Annotated in this window: 1 protein-coding gene; it reads right to left on the minus strand. The window is 47.3% G+C overall.

Going from position 1 to position 21,036, the window contains the following annotated elements:
• Nucleotides 1-24: 24 nt before the first annotated feature.
• On the minus strand, nucleotides 25-21,036 hold the full coding sequence (locus ABEW32_RS06820) for a non-ribosomal peptide synthase/polyketide synthase (RefSeq protein ID WP_430185931.1): 21,012 nt from the start codon (nucleotides 21,034-21,036) through the stop codon (nucleotides 25-27).

Below are 21,036 nucleotides of genomic sequence, written 5' to 3' on the forward strand. Positions count from 1 at the left end.
AATACAGAAGGTAAAAAATTATTATTAGGTCAACATTATTCCGTTATTAGCTGTCACTGAAAAATTTTTGATTTCTGTTTCCAATATACCTTTGATAGACTCGGGATTTTCTTCAAAAGGGAGTTCAAGTGATATTTGCAGTATGTTCTCAAAATGCTGAACAGTAAAGAAAATGATTGAATCCCGATCAATGTCCCTCTCTTCCGGCTCGATATTCTTAAACAACTGATATTTATCCGATGCTTCACCAAGGTAGTTGAACACAATAGGCAGTTTATTAAGGCTTTGCTTCAGATACTGGTTGGATTGCGGGTACAACGATGTTGTTTCATCATTGTATATGAGATTTAGAAAATTAAGGTTATGGGACACGGCTAACTGCATCGTTTTCCTGATCTCATCTCCCTGTTCATCTGCAGCTGTAAGCAGTATCGGGATTTGGTCTATAAATTCACCAATAATATCAAAATACTGCTTGTCCTCATAGGTGCGACCATAATTGGTGAGAAAAATAGGAACCTCGTCCACTTGCAAATATCTGCGGAAGAAGCGATTAGCTAGTTGTATAGCTAAGTCCCACATGTGTCCGACCTCGCCAGAATCATTCCAATTTTCAAGTTCAATTGTCACATCTGTGCCCGTTGTGTAGCTGCGTTCATTGACTGCAAAGACTACAGCATCCGAAGCAGCAGCAAAATCGGACAATCCGAAGTTGTCGACGATTTGTTGATCGTTCAAGCTCTGAGGTCCTTTACGAACCTGACTCACATAATCTACATAGCTCTCCGTCAGCTGTTCCTCTACAGTGCTCATATCATCATATGCGCGGTACAACTCGCTTTTGACGACTTCTCCGCTCATCCCGTCATAAATGAGATGTGAGCAAGGAAGCAGTAGCAAATGATCCCGTAAATTGAGACGAACAAGCGCAACTCGATATAACAAGTTCCCTGAAGTCTCATATGGTTTCATATAGAATGCAGGCAACAGATGTGAGAGTATACGATTTTGCATCTCTGCATCGTAACTGGATAGATCCACCATTGGAATGTCCATGTGCTCCTTCATAGACAACATCTCCCACTCCCATCCAGCATCCGTTTGGATCAATACACTCCTAAAGAGCTCATGACGCTCTATCAGGCGCCGCATAATTGCAGATAACCGATCGACATCCAACAGGTAACTGTCAAAAGGAATGACACCCCCTGAGGATTGCGGATGCTCTAAATGATAATGCTGAGCTGGGGCAAGCGCATATCGCTGTAAAGGTTCACCTGCCAGTATCGTCCTGTTCCATTGTTCATTCATCCGCAACAGATATTCCAGCCATTCGTCAGCCTGCCGCTTCACTGCTGCATCGTTAACCATCATCGTATCCGCGAGTAGCTTCTCGCACCCTGGTATCTGAGCAGCTTCTTCAACAGGAAGCAAGTGATGTGGATGAAGATCAGGATGAAGACGTGACAAAATGAATTTCTTTAACTCCTCTGAATGTGCAGAATCAAAAGGTTCTATGTGCAAAATGAATTGATCTTTCCCTTCAACAGTTATTGATTGGAAATAGGCCTGTACGTTGTAAGTCTCTTCGATGATGCCGATTGCTTCGGCAATATCACGCGTCAGCATATTGGGTGTCGAAGTATCTGATCGCGTATAATCTGACATTTGGCGAATGGTTTGATATTGGAATACCTGATTAATCCCTATTTCAAAACCAATAGCCCGAGCCTGTGAAACCATTTGAATGGCTTTTAGGGAGTGTCCGCCTAAATCAAAATAGTTGTCATCAATGCCGATTATACTGACACCCAGATTTTGTTTCCAAATTTCCACCATCTGTTGTTCCATATCGTTTCGCGGGGCTGCATAATCAACACCTGACTGAATTTCTCCGTCCGGCGATGGGAGCGATTTACGATCGATTTTTCCATTAGTGGTCAACGGCATCCGTTCCAATTGGACAAAATAACTTGGCATCATATACATCGGGAGATTGGGAATCAATGCTGCTTTGAGCTCCTGAATGGTCAGATTTATATCAGCCACAAAATAAGCACATAAATCTTTTGATCCTGCCTCATTCTCTCGAGCAATGACCACTGCTTTACGGACCGCAGGCACATTCATTATTTGCGCTTCCACTTCTCCAAGCTCAATCCGGTAACCCCGGATTTTCACCTGATGATCCATCCTGCCAAGGTATTCAATATTGCCGTCTTCCATCCACCGCGCCAAATCTCCTGTGCGATACATACGTTTTCCGGGTTTGAAAGGGTCTGATATAAATTTTTCATCTGTCAGTTCACGATTTCCCATATAACCGCGTCCTACCCCGTCACCACCGATGTAGAGTTCGCCTGCAATTCCTATCGGAACCAACTTCCGATTCATGTCCATAATATATACATGCTGATTAGCCATTGGCTTGCCAATTGGTATTGTATGTGGCCAAGCTGTCATCGTTTTTTCGTCTATGTCGTACGCAGTTGCGTCTACGCAGCACTCGGTAGGACCATAAACATTAGTTATTTGCGGGCGATATCCGGGACGGTTGCTTAAAAATGTTTTAACGAGATGACCGGGCAACGCCTCTGCTCCAAAAATAAAATGCTGTACATTTAAATCTGCAACAGAGTCTTTCATTTCCGTCAACATATGCATGTGTGCTGGAGTGCCATCTGTGAAATCAATCCGTTGGGATCTGAAATAATCAGCCAAACGATGTCCGCTAGTGCTAATTTCTCTCGGCACCACATAAAGCGTATGTCCGAGAAGCAGACAAGGGAAAATTTGTTTTACTGATGCATCAAATACATAGGGCGATAGCCATGCCATCCGCATGGTCGATTTGTATTTATTATATACTTGTTGTGCAAAAGCAGCTGTCATATTAACGACATTAGAGTGTTGAATCATCACTCCTTTGGGCTTACCCGTCGTACCGGAGGTATACATCACATAAGCCAAATGATCAGGGCCGCATACTCCAGCCAGGTTGGAACGCTTCACTGCGAATAATTTGTGGTTGTCAGGAGAAATGACCTGCACATCCGACGGTACTCGCACAGCCATTTCCGGCTTGGCAATCACATACTTTATATGGCTGTCCTGTAACATGTAAAGTATGCGTTCCTCTGGGAACTCAGGGTCGATAGGTACATATCCCCCACCGGCTTTTAAAATACCGAAAATGCCTACAATCATCTCGATAGAACGTTCCATGATCATCCCGACCAAATGATCCGCCTGAATTCCTTCCGCTCTTAGCACGCGTGCCAGTTGGTTGGCACGTGCATTTAATTCGCAATATGTGATCTGGCTGTCTCCAAAAACCACAGCCACCTGATCTGGGGTCTTCTCTACCTGTTCCTCAAATAATTGCTGAATGTTTTTTTCACACGGATATTCTACTGTCGTATTTCCCCAGACATTCAATATCCTTTCGATTTCCTGTGTTGTAATGATCTCGATTTCAGAAAGCCTAGTCCGTGGGTCTTTTACAATAGCTTTGACTAACTGAATGAAATGATCGGACATTCTTTCTATCGTGCTTCTCTTGTACAGGCTATCGGCATATGTGAAGCTGAAAGCCAGTCCCTCAGAGCTCTCTACGGCTGTAAGCGTCAAATCGAATTTAGCCATATTCTGTTCGCCTGGGCATGGGGTAACCTGCAAGCCTTGGAATTCTGTCATACCAGAGTCCATATTATCAAGCTCAAATAGAGTATCGAACAACGGATTTCGGCTCAGGTCCCTCTGCACATTCAACTTCTCCACCAGCAATTCAAACGGATAATCCTGATGCTCAAAAGCATCAAGCACCTGTCCCTTTACTTCCTGAACATATTCGTAGAATGACCTGTTCCCTTCGGGAAAGCTCCGCAATGCAAGTGTATTGACAAACATCCCAATGATCGGCTGCAAATCATGATGCTGTCTACCTGAAATAGGTGTTCCAACAACAATATCCTCCTGACCACTGTACTTGAACAATAGGGTTTTGTATGCCGCGAGCAATACCATGAATAAGGTAGCTCCCGACTGTAAACTGATTTGCTTCAACCCCCTTACGTCCTGCGGTGAGATTGCAAAGGAAACGGTGCTGCCCGAAGCACTGCGTGTTGCAGGTCTGTCAAAGTCGGCTGGGATATTTAAAATCGGAATATCGCCGCTCATTTGCTTCATCCAGTACGATTCTTGTTGATCCATCCTAGAGCTACCCGTATCCTCCTGCTGCCATACCGCATAATCCTTGTATTGAATTCGCAATGCTGGCAGTGCCTTTTCTTCATACAGTGCAGACAGCTCGTTCAATAAAATCCCCATGGATACACCATCCGAAATCACATGGTGCATGTCAAACATAAGCCAATGACGCTGAGGAGATTCTTGCAACAGAGCAGCCCGAAGTAGTGGCGCCTTTCCAAGATCAAAAGGTCTGATGAATTGTTCCATTACTGCTCTCGCTTCATTCTCACCCTGTCCCTGCGTAACCTCCAAAGCGAAATCCACATGGTCATGAATCCGTTGTACCAGTTTATCATCAACGAATTCAAAAGAGGTCCGTAATGTATCATGACGCTGTATTAATTGTTTAAAAGCTCTTTCTAACCGTAAAAGGTTCAGTTCTCCTTCCATTAAAAGCATGGCTGACATATTGTAGTGGTTCATGCTGTTCAAAACGTATAGTCTATTTTGCGCTATAGATGCCGGGTAGCTGTCTTTCGGTTCGGCAACAGGGATCGCTGCAAATGGATTTGGAGACAATTCATTTATAGCCTGCGCCATTTTCTCAATCGTTGGAAAGTCAAATACGTACCGCAGCGGTAACTCAATATTCAGTTCCTTGTGAATTTTTGCAGCCAACGCAGTGGCACGCAGTGAATGTCCGCCAATGGCAAAAAAATTATGATAAATCCCAACGGACGGTATGTCGAGTACCTCTCTCCATATTTGTGCCAATTTAACTTCCATAGCAGTGCGCGGCTCCGCATATTCTGCTGTCGAGTCAGCATGTTTGTCGAATGCTGGCAGGGCCTTGCGGTCAATCTTTCCATTCGGTGTAAGCGGCATGCTCGGCAGTTGTATAAAGTACGACGGTACCATATAGTTCGGTAATTTTTCATTCAGCAAATTCAACAACATACTTCCGCTGATTTCTTTTTCAGCTACGTAGTAAGCGGTCAGTTGATAGTCTCCCTGCTGATCTGCACGAGCCATGACAATGGACTCTTTTATACTTTCCACCTTGACAATTTGCGTTTCAATCTCACCGAGCTCAATCCGATAACCGCGGATTTTAACTTGGTGGTCAAGCCTACCCAGAAATTCTATGTTCCCATCTGGCAACCATCGTGCCAAGTCACCTGTACGGTACATACGTTCATAGCCCACTTCGCCAGCTGCAAACGGATTGACTACAAATTTTTCTTGTGTCAGCTCCGGACGGTGCAGATAGCCGCGTGCCAACCCCGGACCGGATACACACAGCTCGCCAGGTACTCCTGCAGGTGAAAGATTTCCGTGAGCGTCCATTATATACACACGGTGATTAGATACAGGCCGTCCGATGGAGATGATTCCGCCTGACTCCGAATTTTCTTCCGATACTCGCCACAAGGATGTTGCAACGGAGTTCTCGGTAGGACCATACGCATTGTAATATGACACCCGGTCCTTCCATTTAGACACCAATTCCGCAGTGGATGCAGAGCCTGCTGTAAGCAGAACACGTAAATCCGGCATGCGATCCGGGTTCAGATATACAGCATAGTTTGGCGGCAGCGTTGCAATTGTAATTCGGCAGGTAGCCATGTAATCCTCGAAACGTTGATAATCCAAAATAGTCTCCGAGGAAGGTATATACAATGTCGCTCCGCAAAGTAATGACTGGATTATTTCCGAGCATGATGTATCAAATGAGTAGCTGGCAAACATGACAATCCGATCGGATGGAGTAATGCTCAACTTTTGTTCAAAGTAGGTTTTAAGATTACTAAGACCGTGATGCTCAAGCATTACTCCCTTAGGCTGGCCTGTGGTTCCGGACGTATAGATGACATATGCCAGATCGTTTGGACCCGATGCATCCTCCAGATCCAAATAGTTTTGATGATATACGGACACCGTTTCTCCGTACACATTCGTTTTACTTGAATCAACAGCGGCTCCGTCCCATTCACTCTCAAGTACTATTAGCTTGCCTTCAAACAGCACCTTCTCCGCAAGATGCCGCTGCGTTAGCAATATTTCCGTACCCGAATCGTCTAGCATGTAGCGAATACGTTCCTCCGGATAGGTTGGGTCAATCGGGATATATGCTCCTCCCGCCTTCAACACTCCCAGGATACCCACAATCATCTCTACAGATCGCTCTGTCATCAGACTGACCAGACTATCAGCTTTCACACCATAACTGCGCAAAGTACTGGCTAGTCGGTTTGCCCGTTCATTCAGTTCCTGGTAGGTCAACTGTTGACCTTCAAAATATACAGCAACCTGATTCGGTGTCTGTAAAACCTGTTCCTCGAACAATCCGTGAATTGTTTGCTCACGCGAATACTCTGCCGCAGTATTACCCCACACCTGGATAATGCGCTTACGCTCCTGCTCAGTAAGCAGATCAATTTCCTTAATGAGACTATCCGGCCTAGCTATGATTTGCTCTAGCAGCTGCAGTAGATGTCCTTGTATCTGTGACACACTCTGACGATTATACACTTGAGCATTGTAGCTAAAATCAATTTGTATCATATCTCCCTGCAATACGATAATGTTAAAATCGTAGCTTTCTTGCTCAGTATAGGCACCCTCTGAAACAGTCTCAAACACCATTCTGTGACCATTTAGTGCCTGTTGTTGAGCTGTCGTGGTCACTATTTCAGACATTGGCAAATGTTTAAATGCTGCAGATTCATCTGTTTGCCGCTGCACTTTTCTCATCAGTTCTACAAAGTTGGCCCCTGCTTCGGTTTGAATACGAACAGGGAAGTTGTGATTTTTTAGTCCAATAGAACGGCTCGATTCCGATGTTGCCTTCAAAAGATTAGTGGAGCAGGCGAATACCACATCATCCGTACCATTATACTTTTGTAATAAAATACCCCAGGCTGTCTGCAACAGCGTATTTATTGTCACCTGCTCATTCAGCGCAATTCGCTGCAATGCCCCGGTTCGTTCCCCATTCAAATTAAGCTCCAGATGCTCCGCATGATATGGACTGCGCCCCATCAGATTGGCATACGGCAGTTGAGACGATTCTTCATAGCCTTCAAGCAAAGCTTTCCAGTAGAGGAATGCCTTCTGGGTGTCCCTATGTTCTTTTAGAACCCCTTCATCTTCTCCCGAAATCAGCGTCAATTCACCCAGCTTCTTGTTCGGTTCGGCTACAAATGTTTTGACTAACTGTACAAAATGCCTTGCCATGGTTGCTATCGTGTCCCGTTTAAACAAAGAAGTAGCGTACAAAAATTGGAGCTGAATAGATTCTTCTTCCTCACTAGCTTCAAGCGTAAGGTCGAATTTTGCAGGAACCTGTTTTATGCCGAAAGGACGGATGAGCAGCTTGTCCAATGCCACATCCTTTTTATCCATATTTTGAAATACAAACATCGTATCGAACAAAGGGTTACGGCTCATATCCCGTTTTAGATCCAGCATTTCCACTAGTTCCTCAAACGGATAATCCTGATGCGCATATGCTTGTAGCGCACACTTCTTGACGTCCTGGATGTAGTTATAAAACGTCTGTTCATCATGAGGATGGTTACGTAATGCAAGCGTGCCGACAAACATGCCTAGCATTGGCTCCAGGTCAGCATGCGGTCTGCCCGCAATCGGAGTGCCGACAATGATGTCCTCCTGCCCTGTGTAATAATGCAGCAATGCTGTATATGCAGCCATAAGTACCATGTATAGTGTGGATTCCGTACGGACCACCAATTCCTTCAAGCATCGAGTCAATTCCTGTCCCATTTCAAATTCAACAGTGTCGCCTCTTGTACAAAATGTTGCCGGACGCTTAAAGTCAGTTGGCAATTCCAGTTGAGGCAAATCCCCCCTAAATCTGTTCAGCCAGTACTCTCCTTGGCTCTTTATTAGCTCCTGCTGAGTTGTGCTTTGTTGCCACACTGCATAGTCCGGGTATTGAATGCGTAGCGGAGATAAAACTTCACCGCTATATAAGCGGACAAAATCATCAGCTAAGATTTCAATGGATAACCCGTCAGAAACGATGTGGTGCATATCAAGCATCATTAAGTGCTGCGGTTCTTGCCCTTCCTCATCCATCCCCAATTTGACCAGCTTTACACGTAGCAACGGAGCAATCTTTAAGTCAAAAGGGCGCACAAAAGAACGAACATGCTCTTCTGCTAAATTCTCAAGCATAAGATCATTGGATTCTGTCCGCAGTTCCGATATTGTGACATATTCCAGGTCAAAGTGAATTTTATCGTGAACGCGCTGCATTGGCAGATCATTTACCAATTCAAAGCTTGTCCGCAGAGCCGCATGGCGTGAAATTAATTGTTCGAACGCCTCTTTCACCCGCTTCACATCTAGTGGACCGCTGACTCTCAGTGCTGATGTGGTGTTATAGCTTACTGCATCTGGATCCAACTGGTGAAGCACATACATCCGTGTCTGTGCAGAGGATAGCGGGTAAATATCACGTTTTTCCGTTACCGGAATGGCTGCATATGTGATATGGTCCTGTTCTTCAAGTAAAGCCGCCAATAGTTCAATCGTCGGTGCCTCAAATATGTTTTGCAAATCCATAGGTTTGCTTAATTGCTTACGAACTTTGGAAGTCAATGTGGTAGCCCGCAATGAATGACCACCAATTTCAAAGAAATCTTCATTGATACCTACTTGCGATATGCCCAGCACATCCTGCCAGATTTCTGCTAGCTTCTCTTCCATCCACGTTCGTGGCGCCACATAGTCTGCTCCGCTATGCACGTGACCTTCCGGTGACGGCAGTGCTTGGCGGTCAATTTTACCATTTGGTGTCAGAGGTATGTGCTGCAATTGAATGAAACGTGAAGGGATCATATAATTCGGGAGTTTTTCACTCAGTAGCTTGCGAAGCTCGCCCCCCGTCATTTCCCGTTCCGCTACATAATACGCAACCAGTTCGTGTTGATTTTGGCTGTTCTCATGTGCCAGCACAACGACCTCTTGCATGCGATCTGCACTCAGTATAGCCGCCTCTACTTCGCCCATTTCAATTCGGTAACCGCGAATTTTGATCTGATGATCGATCCGACCCAAATACTCAATGTTGCCGTCGGGCATCCATCTCGCCAGATCACCTGTCCGATACATGCGCTCATAGTCCTTTTCGCCGGTTGCAAACGGATTGGATATAAATTGTTCAGCCGTTAGTTGCGGACGATGTAGATAACCGCGCGCCAAACCTGGACCGGATACGCATAGTTCACCCGGAATTCCTACTGGTGAAAGCTGATCATGTGCATTGACTACATACACGCGGTGATTCGGTACAGGGCGTCCAATAGAGATGGATATTCCAGACTCTGGGCCTGCCGGTACAGGCCAGACAGACGTAGCTATGGAATTCTCTGTTGGGCCGTAGGCGTTCATGTATGTCACCTTGTCTCTCCATCTGGTGACCAGTTCAGTGCTCGTCGCCGATCCGGCGGTGAACAGGATGCGTAGCTCTGGCATCCGTTCAGGGCTCAAATATATGGCGTAGGTTGGGGGCAGCGTTGCAATCGTAATTCGATGCTCGCCCATATACTGCTCAAACTGTTCATAGTTGAGAATGGTCTCTGATGTCGGTATGCACAAGGTTGCTCCGTTGAAGAGTGCCTGAAGCATTTCCCAGCATGCCGCGTCAAAGGAAAAGCTGGCAAACGACACAACACGATCAGAGCTGTTGATCCCTAACGTCTCCCTAAAGTACGTTTGCAGATTGCAGAGCCCACGATGTTCAAGCATGACTCCCTTAGGTTGGCCTGTCGTTCCGGACGTGTAAATCACGTACGCTAGATTATGGGGACCCGATATGGTCTCCAAATTCGAACAGTCTCTGTGATACACAGACACAGGTTCACGTTTTGTTCCAGCTGTACTTGTATCTGCAGTGGCTTGGTCCGGGTCTGTATCTAGCAGCAGTACTTTACCGTTAAAGGCCACCTTTTCCATCAAATGCTGCTGTGTTAACAACAATTCTGTGCCAGCGTCCTCCAACATATAACAGATGCGATTTTCCGGATAAGTCGGATCTACCGGAATATAGGCGCCTCCAGCCTTCAAAATACCCAAGATACCTACAATCATGTCAATCGAACGTTCTGTCATTAGGCCGACCAGACAGTCTGCTACCACACCGTGACTGCGTAAAGTACGCGCCAGACGGTTCGCCCGCTCGTTTAATTCACGGTAGGTCACTTGCGCACCTTCAAAATATACCGCCACCTGCTCCGGTGTCTGCAGTACCTGATCCTCAAATAAACCGTGAATTGTCTGCTCAGACGAATATGCTACCGCTGTATCACACCAGACACCCAGCATTTGCTCGCGTTCCGGAGCGGTTAATATATCCAGTTCGCAAATCGGGCTAGCTGGATTTATCTTGATTTGCTTCAGCAGCTGCAGTAAATGCCCCTGAATCTGTTCTACTCTTTCATAGTCATATACCTGGGCATTGTAGCCAAAGTGAACTCGTAGCGTCTCTCCCGGTAACACCACGATGTTAAAATCATAATTCGTCTGCTCAACTGCTCCTGCTCCGGTTATTTTAAATCCAGCTTCCTCTCTTTCACCTAATTGCTCAATCTGTTCATCCACCGGATAGTTCTCAAATACCATAATATGATTAATCAGTTCCACTTTTTGCTCTGCCTGTGCCTGAATCTCATAGAGTGGGAATGTTTCGTATGTGCCCGAAGCGAGCGCCTGTCGCTGAGTTTGCTTCATTAGCTCTGTAAATGCAGTTGCTTGTCCGCCTTGAATACGGACAGGAACCGTGTTAATGAATAGTCCAATCATCTGCTCTACTCCAGCAATGTCCGCTGGACGTCCAGACACCACACTCCCGAAAACGACATCCTGTGTGCGATTATACTTTTGCAACAAAACACCCCAGGCCGTTTGCATCAGCGTGTTGATCGTTACCTGTTCTTGCTTTGCCAGTTGTAGTAAGGACGTTGTCAGATCTATACCCAGATCAAATTCCAGATATTCGGCCTCATAACCTTGGGTCTTCCCTGTTTGGGCCTGCGGCAAGATGGCCGTCTCCTCATAGCCCCGCAGGTAACCGCTCCAATACTCCGCTGCTTCCTGACGGTTCTGTCCCTCCAGCCATTCGATGTATCGGCTGTATGGTGTTACCACAGGCAATTGCGGGTGCTTCCCTTCTCTAAGCGCCGTATATCCCCCAAAGACTTCATTGGTAACCAGCGACAAACACCAGCCGTCCATGATGATGTGGTGGAAACTCCATACAAAGTGATATGAATCATCTGCTGTATGCAATATCGATACCCGCATCAGCGCATCCGTTGCCAGATCAAAGCCTCTCTGTTGATCTCGACGCGTGAACTCCTCGATATACCGCTCTTGCTCTGCCTGGTCCTTCTCACGTATATCTTCTACGTACAAATCTCCGCGTTTATTCCGGTACACCACCTGCAACGGCTCGTCCTGCAAATCGCTACGGAAGTTGGTCCGCAGTGCCGAATGACGCTGGACCAACAAATCCAGACTGGCGGCAAATGCAGCGAGATCCAGCGATCCCTTCAGCTCAAAGGTGGACTGCTCCACATAGGCACTTGATTGGGAATCCAGCATGTTATGAAATAGCATGCCTTTTTGCATTGGTGTCATAGGGTATAGATTCTCCAGCTCTCCGTCAGGCTGGATCTGTTCCATCATCCAGTCCAGTTCTTCCAGACTTAGGCCTGGGAGCAGCACATCACTCGGCGTCAATTCCGAGCGCTCACGCGATACGCAGTGTCGGGTCACTTTCAGCACGTTCTGCTGGAGCTCCCGCGCTAGTTGCTTAACAGTATTTTGTTCGATCGCCTTATGGTTATATTGGATGCTTAATTCCAGCATGCCATCTGTGACGATGCCTCCCACATCCATAACACAGGACATTTGGGTGAGTTCATGAGTATTAGCCCCACTGGAATATGGAGAAAAATGCATGCCACTATGCTGGAGCGTCTGATCAAATTCGCCCAAATAATTAAAGCTGATCTGTGGCTCAGCGTATACTCCTCTGGCTGTTCCATTCTGGCTGAGATATCTCCAGATGCCATACCCAATCCCTTTATGGGGGATGCCTCGTAGCAGTTCCTTCATCCGTTTGATATGTCCAGATATCTGATCTTCCTGATTAATCTGCAGCAGCACCGGGTATTGGCTCGTAAACCAGCCGACCGTCCGCGAAATATCCGTACTCTTAATGATATCTTCCCGGCCATGACCTTCCAGAAGAATTGCAACCTGCTCACTGCCAGTCCAAGCACTTAACGTCATGCCGAGCGCCGTCAGCAGCAGATCGTTCACTTCCGTGTTATAAGCCCGGTGAGCCTGCTTGAGTAGTTGATCAGTCTCTTCCTTCGTAAGTCTCACATTTACGATACTCATGTCTTGCTGCAAAAGCCTATCGCTATTCTCTTGGGTCACTGGAAGCTGAGGTGACTCAGATACCGCCAATTCATTCACTTGTTCCCAATATGCGTGCTCATTTTCCATCGCAGGGCTGTCAGCATAGGCTGTTAACCGCTCTGACCAGATCCGGAAGGAGTCTGTTTTGGCAGGGAGCTGTATAGCTTCTCCACGTATAGCCTGTTCATAGGCATTCGACAAATCTTCCAGCAGAATCCGCCACGAAACTCCGTCTACCACCATATGATGAATAGCCAATAGCAGATGGTCCCCATCAGCGCAGCGAAACAGCCCCGCTTTTAGCAGTGGTCCTTCATCCAGTCGAATGCTGCTCTGGATAGCGCTGGCCTGGGCTTCTATGGCTTGACCCAATGCGGAACCGTGCGGTCCTTCTTTGAAATCGGCCACTTCCAGATCATACAGCTTCCCTTCCTTCACTCCACGGTTCCACGCTTCCCAGCCTTGCTCAGCCTTGCGGAACACCATCCGCAGCGCATCATGATGCACCGCCAACTGCGTCAGTGCCTGACGTAGTGCTTCTTCCTCGAATCCCTGCTCCCGGTGAACCATAGCTGCCTGATTAAAGTGGCCTGGTACAGGCTGCCTTTGTTCCACAAACCACTGCTGAATCGGGGTCAGCAGCACGGCTCCGCTGACCTCTTCCTGATCAGCTAATTGCGTATCCGACACACGCAGATGTGTCGCTAGCTCAGCAACCTCAGGGTACTTAAACAGGTCTTTAATATCGAGCTTGTATCCTGCCTGTAACAGGCGTGAGGACACCTGAATCGCCTTAATTGAATCTCCGCCCCGATCAAAAAATTGATCCGTCAATCCGACCGGGCCGCCGCCCAGCACAGCCTCCCATACACGGGCCAGAGCCTGCTCCTCTGCTGTCCGTGGTACCACATATTCCTGCGTGGAACGGGAAATCTGTTCTGGCGCTGGCAATGCCTTACGATCGATTTTACCGTTGGGTGTGAGCGGCATTTGCTGCATCTGAACAAAGTGTGAAGGAACCATATAATTCGGAAGTTCTTCACTTAACAGCTTGCGAAGCTCGCTTCCGCTTACTTCGCGTTCCGCTACATAATAAGCAACCAGTTCGTGTTGGTTTTGACTGTTCGCATGTGCTAGTACGCTGACTTCTTGCATATGATTTATTTTCAGCATAACCGACTCAACCTCGCCGAGTTCAATCCGGTAACCACGAATTTTAACTTGTTGATCAATTCGTCCGGCATATTCCAATATGCCATCCTCACGCCAGCGAGCAAGATCACCCGTGCAATACAGTCGGTCTCCCTCAACCCAACGATTGGACAGGAATCTCTCAGCCGTTAGCTCAGGACGATTCAGATAGCCACGTGCGACCCCGTCGCCGCCGACTACCAGCTCGCCCCAAGCTCCTATCGGCTGTAGATTGAACGCTGAATCGACAACATATGCAGTCGAATTGCGGATGGGACGTCCGATCGGCACAGAATCCTGTTGCTCTTCTGTAATGAGATAGGTCGTTGAAAAGGTTGTATTTTCCGTCGGACCATAACCGTTAATGATGTTCATGCTCGGATTATCGCGCAGTACCCGGTTAATATGCGGTGCCGACAGTACATCGCCTCCGACCAGCAAATACTTCACTTCTCCGAACAACTTGCTGTCCTGCTGCGAAAGCTGATTGAATAACGGCGTAGTTAGCCACATCGTCGTGATGCGATGATCCTCTATCCTCTCCTTAAGCTTGGCTACGTCGAGCAGATCACCCTTGTGAACAAGCACCAACTGGCCGCCGTTCAGTAGCGCCCCCCAAATTTCAAACGTCGATACATCAAATACAAACGCGCAAGTCTGAAGCATTCGCGTTGATTCATCGAACGGCACATAGTCCGTATTGCATACGAGACGCACAACACTTTGATGCTCAACAACTACTCCCTTCGGCTTGCCTGTAGAGCCTGAGGTATAAATAACATAAGCAGCGTGATGGCCCGCATTAGCAATGATTAAATCCGAGCAATCTGCGCTGTAAGACGCTTTATCATTCAGATTAACTATCTGTCCGTCAAAATAGCAGCGGTCCAGCAAATCCTGTTGTGCCACCAGTAACTTGGCGCCCGAGTCCTCCAGCATATAACGGATGCGATCTTCCGGATATTGTGGGTCGATCGGTACATATGAGCCTCCAGCCTTAAGAATAGCCAGCGTGCCAACTATCATATCCAGTGAGCGCTCTGTCAAAATGCCGACAGGCTCATCAACCCTGACCCCCGCCTCCCGAAGTGTGTGTGCCAATCGGTTGGCCACTTCATTAAGCTCCCGATAGGTCAATGATTGATGACCCAAAGCTACAGCCAAATGATCCGGCGTGCGCTCAGCTTGCTCTTCAAACAGCTTGTGGATCGTCTGATTGCGCGGGTATACAGAAGCAGTATCATTAAATGACGATATAATCTGTTGTTTTTCTGCCGTGGTGAGTAGCTCCAGCTCTTCAACACGAACACGCGAGTTGAGCGAAATTTGTTCCAGCAGACGCACAAAATGTCCATGTAACCGCGTAATGCCTGCTTGATCAAAGCTAAGCGCATTATACATAAAGCGAATACTGATGCCTTCTCCCGGCATAACGACAACGTTCAGATCGTAGTTGGTTTGCTCTGTGGTCACTACATTCAAAATCGTGAATGGTTCCTGTCCTTCACTTCCCAACTGCTCTACTTGCTGCTCCACCGGATAATTTTCAAAAATCATAATATGGTTAATCAATTCCATTTTTTGCTCTGTTTGTGCCTGAATCTCATAGAGCGGGAATGTTTCGTACTCTCCCGAAGCAAGTGCCTGCTGCTGGATTTGCTTCATCAGCTCTATAAACTCCATTTCTTGTCTGCCTTGAATACGGACGGGGACGGTGTTGATGAAAAGTCCGATCATTTGCTCTACTCCCGCAATGTCTGCGGGACGTCCCGACACCACGCTGCCGAATATGACATCCTCAGTGCGATTGTACTTTTGCAACAAAATACCCCAGGTCGTTTGCATCAGCGTATTGATCGTCACCTGTTCCTGCTTTGCCAATTGCAAAAGTTCCGCCGTCAGATCCACTCCTAAATCAAATTCCAGATATTTGGCCTCATATCCCTTGGCCTTCCCTGTCTGGGCCTGCGGCAGGTTCGTTGTTTCCTCGTAACCTTGCAGGTAACCGTTCCAATACTCCGCTGCTTCCTGACGGTTCTGTCCCTCCAGCCATTCGATGTATCGGCTGTATGGTGTTACCACAGGCAGTTGCGGGTACTTCCCTTCTCTAAGCGCAGCATATCCCCCAAAGACTTCATTGGTAACCAGCGACAAACACCAGCCGTCCATGATGATGTGATGGAAGCTCCATACAAAGTGATATGAATCATCTGCCGTACGTAAAATCGATACCCGCATCAGCGCATCCGTTGCCAGATCAAAGCCCCTCTGTTGATCTCTGCGTGCGAACTCTGCGATATATCGCTCTTGCTCTGTCTGGTCCTTCTCACGTAGATCCTCTACGTACAACTCTCCGCGTCTGTTCCGGTGCACCACCTGCAACGGCTCATCCTGCAAATCGCTACGGAAGTTGGTCCGCAGTGCCGAATGACGCTGCACCAGCAAATCCAAACTGGCGGCAAATGCAGTGAGATCCAGCGATCCCTTCAGCTCAAAGGTGGACTGCTCCACATAGGCGCTCGACTGGGAATCCAGCATGTTATGAAACAGCATGCCTTTTTGCATCGGTGTCATAGGGTATAGATTCTCCAGCTCTCCGTCAGGCTGGATCTGTTCCACCATCCGGTCCAGTTCTTCCAGACTTAGACCTGGGAGCAGCACATCACTCGGCGTCAACTCCGAGCGCTCTCGCGATACGCAGTGTCGGATTACTTCCAGCACGTTCTGCTGGAGCTCTCGTGCCAGCTTTATTACAACCTCTTCCTGTAAAACACTTGTGTTATAACGAATATCCAGTTCTAGCATCTCATTCGTTATAATCCCTCCTACATCCAGAGAGCATGGTATTCTTGTCTGTTCGTTAACATCCATTCCACTGGAATACGGAGATAAGTGTGTTTCGCTGTGCCGCAGCGTCTGATCAAATTCGCCCAAATAATTAAAGCTGATCTGTGGCTCAGCGTATGCTCCTCTGGCTGCTCCATTCTGACTGAGATATCTCCAGATGCCGTACCCAATCCCTTTATGTGGGATGCCTCGTAGTAGCTCCTTCATCCGTTTGATATGTCCAGATATCTGATCTTCCTGGTTAATCCGCAGCAGCACTGGGTACTGGCTCGTAAACCAGCCGACCGTCCGCGAAATATCCGTATCCTTCATGATATCTTCCCGGCCATGACCTTCCAGAAGAATTGCAACCTGTTCACTGCCAGTCCAAGCACTTAGCGTCATGCCGAGCGCCGTCAGCAGCAGATCGTTCACTTCCGTGTTATACGCCCGATGAGCCTGCTTTAGCAGTTGATCAGTCTCTTCCTTCGTGAATTTCAAGCTCAAAGTAGCCGTGTTATTTATGGTCAACGGGTCTTTAGAAGCCAGTAATTCTGTAACCCCTAAAGACTCGGATGCCGCCAATTCATTCACTTGTTCCCAATATGCGTGCTCATTTTCCATCGCAGGGCTGTCAGCATAGGCTGTTAACCGCTCCGACCAGATCCGGAAGGAGTCTGTTTTGGCAGGGAGCTGTATAGCTTCTCCACGTATAGCCTGTTCATAGGCATTCGACAAATCTTCCAGCAGAATCCGCCACGAAACTCCGTCTACCACCATATGATGAATAGCCAATAGCAGATGGTCCCCGTCGGCGCAGCGGAACAGCCCCGCTTTTAGCAGTGGTCCTTCATCCAGTCGAATGCTGCTCTGGATAGCGCTGGCCTGGGCTTCTATGGCTTGACCCAATGCGGAACCGTGCGGTCCTTCCTTGAAATCGGCCACTTCCAGATCATACAGCTTCCCTTCCTTCACTCCACGGTTCCACGCTTCCCAGCCTTGCTCAGCCTTGTGGAACACCATCCGCAGCGCATCATGATGCACCGCCAACTGCGTCAGTGCCTGACGTAGTGCTTCTTCCTCGAATCCCTGCTCCCGGTGAACCATAACTGCCTGATTAAAGTGGCCTGGTACAGGCTGCCTTTGTTCCACAAACCACTGCTGAATCGGGGTCAGCAGCACAGCTCCGCTGACCTCTTCCTGATCAGCTAATTGCGTCTCCGACACACGCAGGTGTGTCGCTAGCTCAGCAACCTCAGGGTACTTAAACAAGTCTTTAATATCGAGCTTGTACCCTGCCTGTAACAGGCGTGAGGACACCTGAATCGCCTTAATTGAATCTCCGCCCCGATCAAAAAATTGGTCCGTCAATCCGACCGGCCCGCCGCCCAGCACAGCCTCCCATACACGAGCCAGAGCCTGCTCCTCTGCTGTCCGTGGTGCCACATATTCCTGCGTGGAACGGGAAATCTGTTCTGGCGCTGGTAATGCCTTACGGTCGATTTTACCGTTGGGTGTGAGCGGCATGTGCTGCATCTGAACAAAGTGTGAAGGAACCATATAATTCGGAAGTTCTTCACTTAACAGCTTGCGAAGCTCGCTTCCGCTTACTTCGCGCTCCGCTACATAATAAGCAACCAGTTCGTGTTGGTTTTGACTGTTCGCATGTGCCAGTACAATGGCCTCTTGCATGTAATCGGCTCTCAGTATAGCTGCCTCTATCTCACCCATTTCAATTCGGTAACCGCGAATTTTGACCTGATGGTCAACTCGGCCCAGATACTCAATGTTACCGTCGGGCATCCATCTCGCTAGGTCACCTGTCTGATACATGCGCTCATAGCCCGCTTCACCACCTGTAAACGGATTGGTTGCAAATTTTTCAGCCGTTAATTCTGGACGGTGTAGGTAGCCGCGTGCCAAGCCTGGACCGGATACACACAACTCACCCGCTAGTCCTGGAGGCAAAAGATGACCGAGAGCATCGACCATATACACCCGATGGTTAGGGACGGGACGTCCTATGGAAATGGTCGAGATTACACCCGGATGTTCCGACACAGGCCAGATAGACGTTGCTACAGAGTTTTCCGTCGGTCCATAGCCATTAAAATAGGCTACTTGATCCTTCCACTTGGATACAAGTTCCATTGAAGAGGCAGAACCAGCGGTGAACAGAATACGCAGGTCAGGCATTCGCTCAGGATTAAGGTACACGGCATAGGTAGGAGGTAATGCTGCCACCGTAATTTTATGATCCGCCATGTACTGCTCAAACTGATCGTAGTTCAGTATGATATCCGAAGTAGGCACGTAAAGTGTCGCCCCGCAAAATAACGCCTGAAATATTTCCCAGCAAGCAGCATCAAATGCATAGCTTGCAAACAGCAGGGCATGGTCTGACGGACTGATCTGCAAAGTTTCATCAAAATACGTTTTCAGGTTAACTAATCCATGGTGCTCCAGCATTACACCTTTTGGCTGTCCGGTAGTTCCTGAAGTATATATGACATAGGCTAGGTCGTCTGCTCCTGATACAGCCTCCAAATTTGATCCTTCCATGTGATACACAGTTGGATCTTCATCCAATACCAGGACTTTACCTCCAAAAGCGGCCTCTTTGGCCTTTTCCACAAGATGACTTTGCGTCAAAAGCAGGTCCGCATCGGAATCATCAAATATATAACGGATACGTTCCTCTGGATATGACGGATCGATCGGTACATATGCCCCTCCTGCTTTAAGAATAGCGAGGATGCCGACCACCATATCTATAGAACGATCAGTCATGAGTCCAACCAGTCGATCGGTTGTCGTGCCATAACTACGCAGGGTACGAGCCAATCGGTTAGCACGTTCATTCAGCTCAGCATAAGTCAGACTGGAGTTTTCACAGACAATTGCTGTAGTCGTCGGTGTCTTTTCTACTTGTTTTTCAATACAAAGATGGATGGTATCACTTGAAGAATATGAAATCTGTCCTCTGCTAAATTGGGATAAAACTAGACTTTTCTCTTCTGTCGTCAGAAATTCCAATTCGGAAATCAGCAGATCCGGCTGTTGAACAATCTGTTCCAGCCCCCGTTGAAGGTGAGCTGCAATTAGCTTAATCCAATTTTCATCGTAAACCAGCCGATTATAACTAAAAGCAACTTCATACTGTGATCCAGGAACGACAATCACATTAAAATCGTAGTTGGTCTGTACAATATCCTCCACGTCGATGACTTGAAGTGTATCAGGCCCTTTTTCCGCATGAATAAGCTCCTCTGAATAAGGATAGTTCTCAAAAACAACAATATGACGGACTAAATTTTGCTTCAAATCCGTGTGATTCTGAATATCTGCCAGGGAAGAATAGGAGTACTGTGCAGACTCGATGTTGGAGTTCTGCACTGATATAAGCAGGTCCGAAAACTTCTGGTCTGCATAACTGACAATGCGTGTTGGAATTGTGTTAATGAACAATCCAACCATATTTTCTATTCCCGGAACTTCATCTGGTCTGCCGGATACTACGGACCCGAACACTACATCCCGGCTATGGTTGTACATTTGAAGCAATAATCCCCATATCGTTTGAAATACAGTGCTGACTGTCGTGTGGTATTGTTTAGATATTTTCTCCATACCCTCAGTCAGTTCTTTCCCCAGCTTGCACGTGTAACGTTCAGCTTCGAACATTGAATTCAAGGAACGAGTATAGCCCGGTAAGATCGTTTCGTTTTCAACCCCATCTAAATACCTCCGCCAATAGGCTGTCGCTTCTTCCTTATCCTGTTGCTCCAGCCACTGAATAAAACTACTGTACGGATATACCCTATCCAATTGTGCAGGCACTCCGGACCGGAGGGAGGTATAGATAGTAAAAAATTCCTGGGCTACCGTTCCCATGCACCAACCATCCATTATAATGTGATGAACACTCCAGACAAGTCTGGAAGACTCATCATTCCATTTAAACAGGGCAAGCCGTATTGGAACATCTTTTTCCAAGTCAAAGCCTGCTTGACGCTCTGCCTTTAAAAAGTCAGTAAAATGCTTCCCTTTCTCAACTTCAGGAAAAGAACCGATATCTTCGAAATGAACAGGCATCGCTTCACGTTCTTCCAGGACAATTTGAAGCGGACGTTCTGTTTCCTTATACATAAAAATGGTACGGAATATATCATATCGATTTATGAGCTGCTGCAAGCTTTGCTGAACCAGATGAACGTCCAGCACTTCGTTAAAGGTAATAACGGTCTGCTCAAAGTAAGCTTCTGATTTTGCGTCGAGGATGGAATGAAACAACATTCCCTCCTGCATCGGGGACAGCGGATAGATATCTTTAATATTTACCTGTGCCAAATCATTCACCATTCCTTTATCCAT

The sequence above is a fragment of the Paenibacillus jamilae genome (genome assembly GCF_050482105.1).
GTDB classification, from domain to species: Bacteria; Bacillota; Bacilli; order Paenibacillales; family Paenibacillaceae; genus Paenibacillus; species Paenibacillus jamilae_B.

What these genes read in the sequence shown, in the direction of transcription:
- ABEW32_RS06820 (WP_430185931.1), bottom strand. Translation starts at nt 21,036, where the DNA reads ATGGATAAAGGAATGGTGAATGATTTGGCACAGGTAAATATTAAAGAT.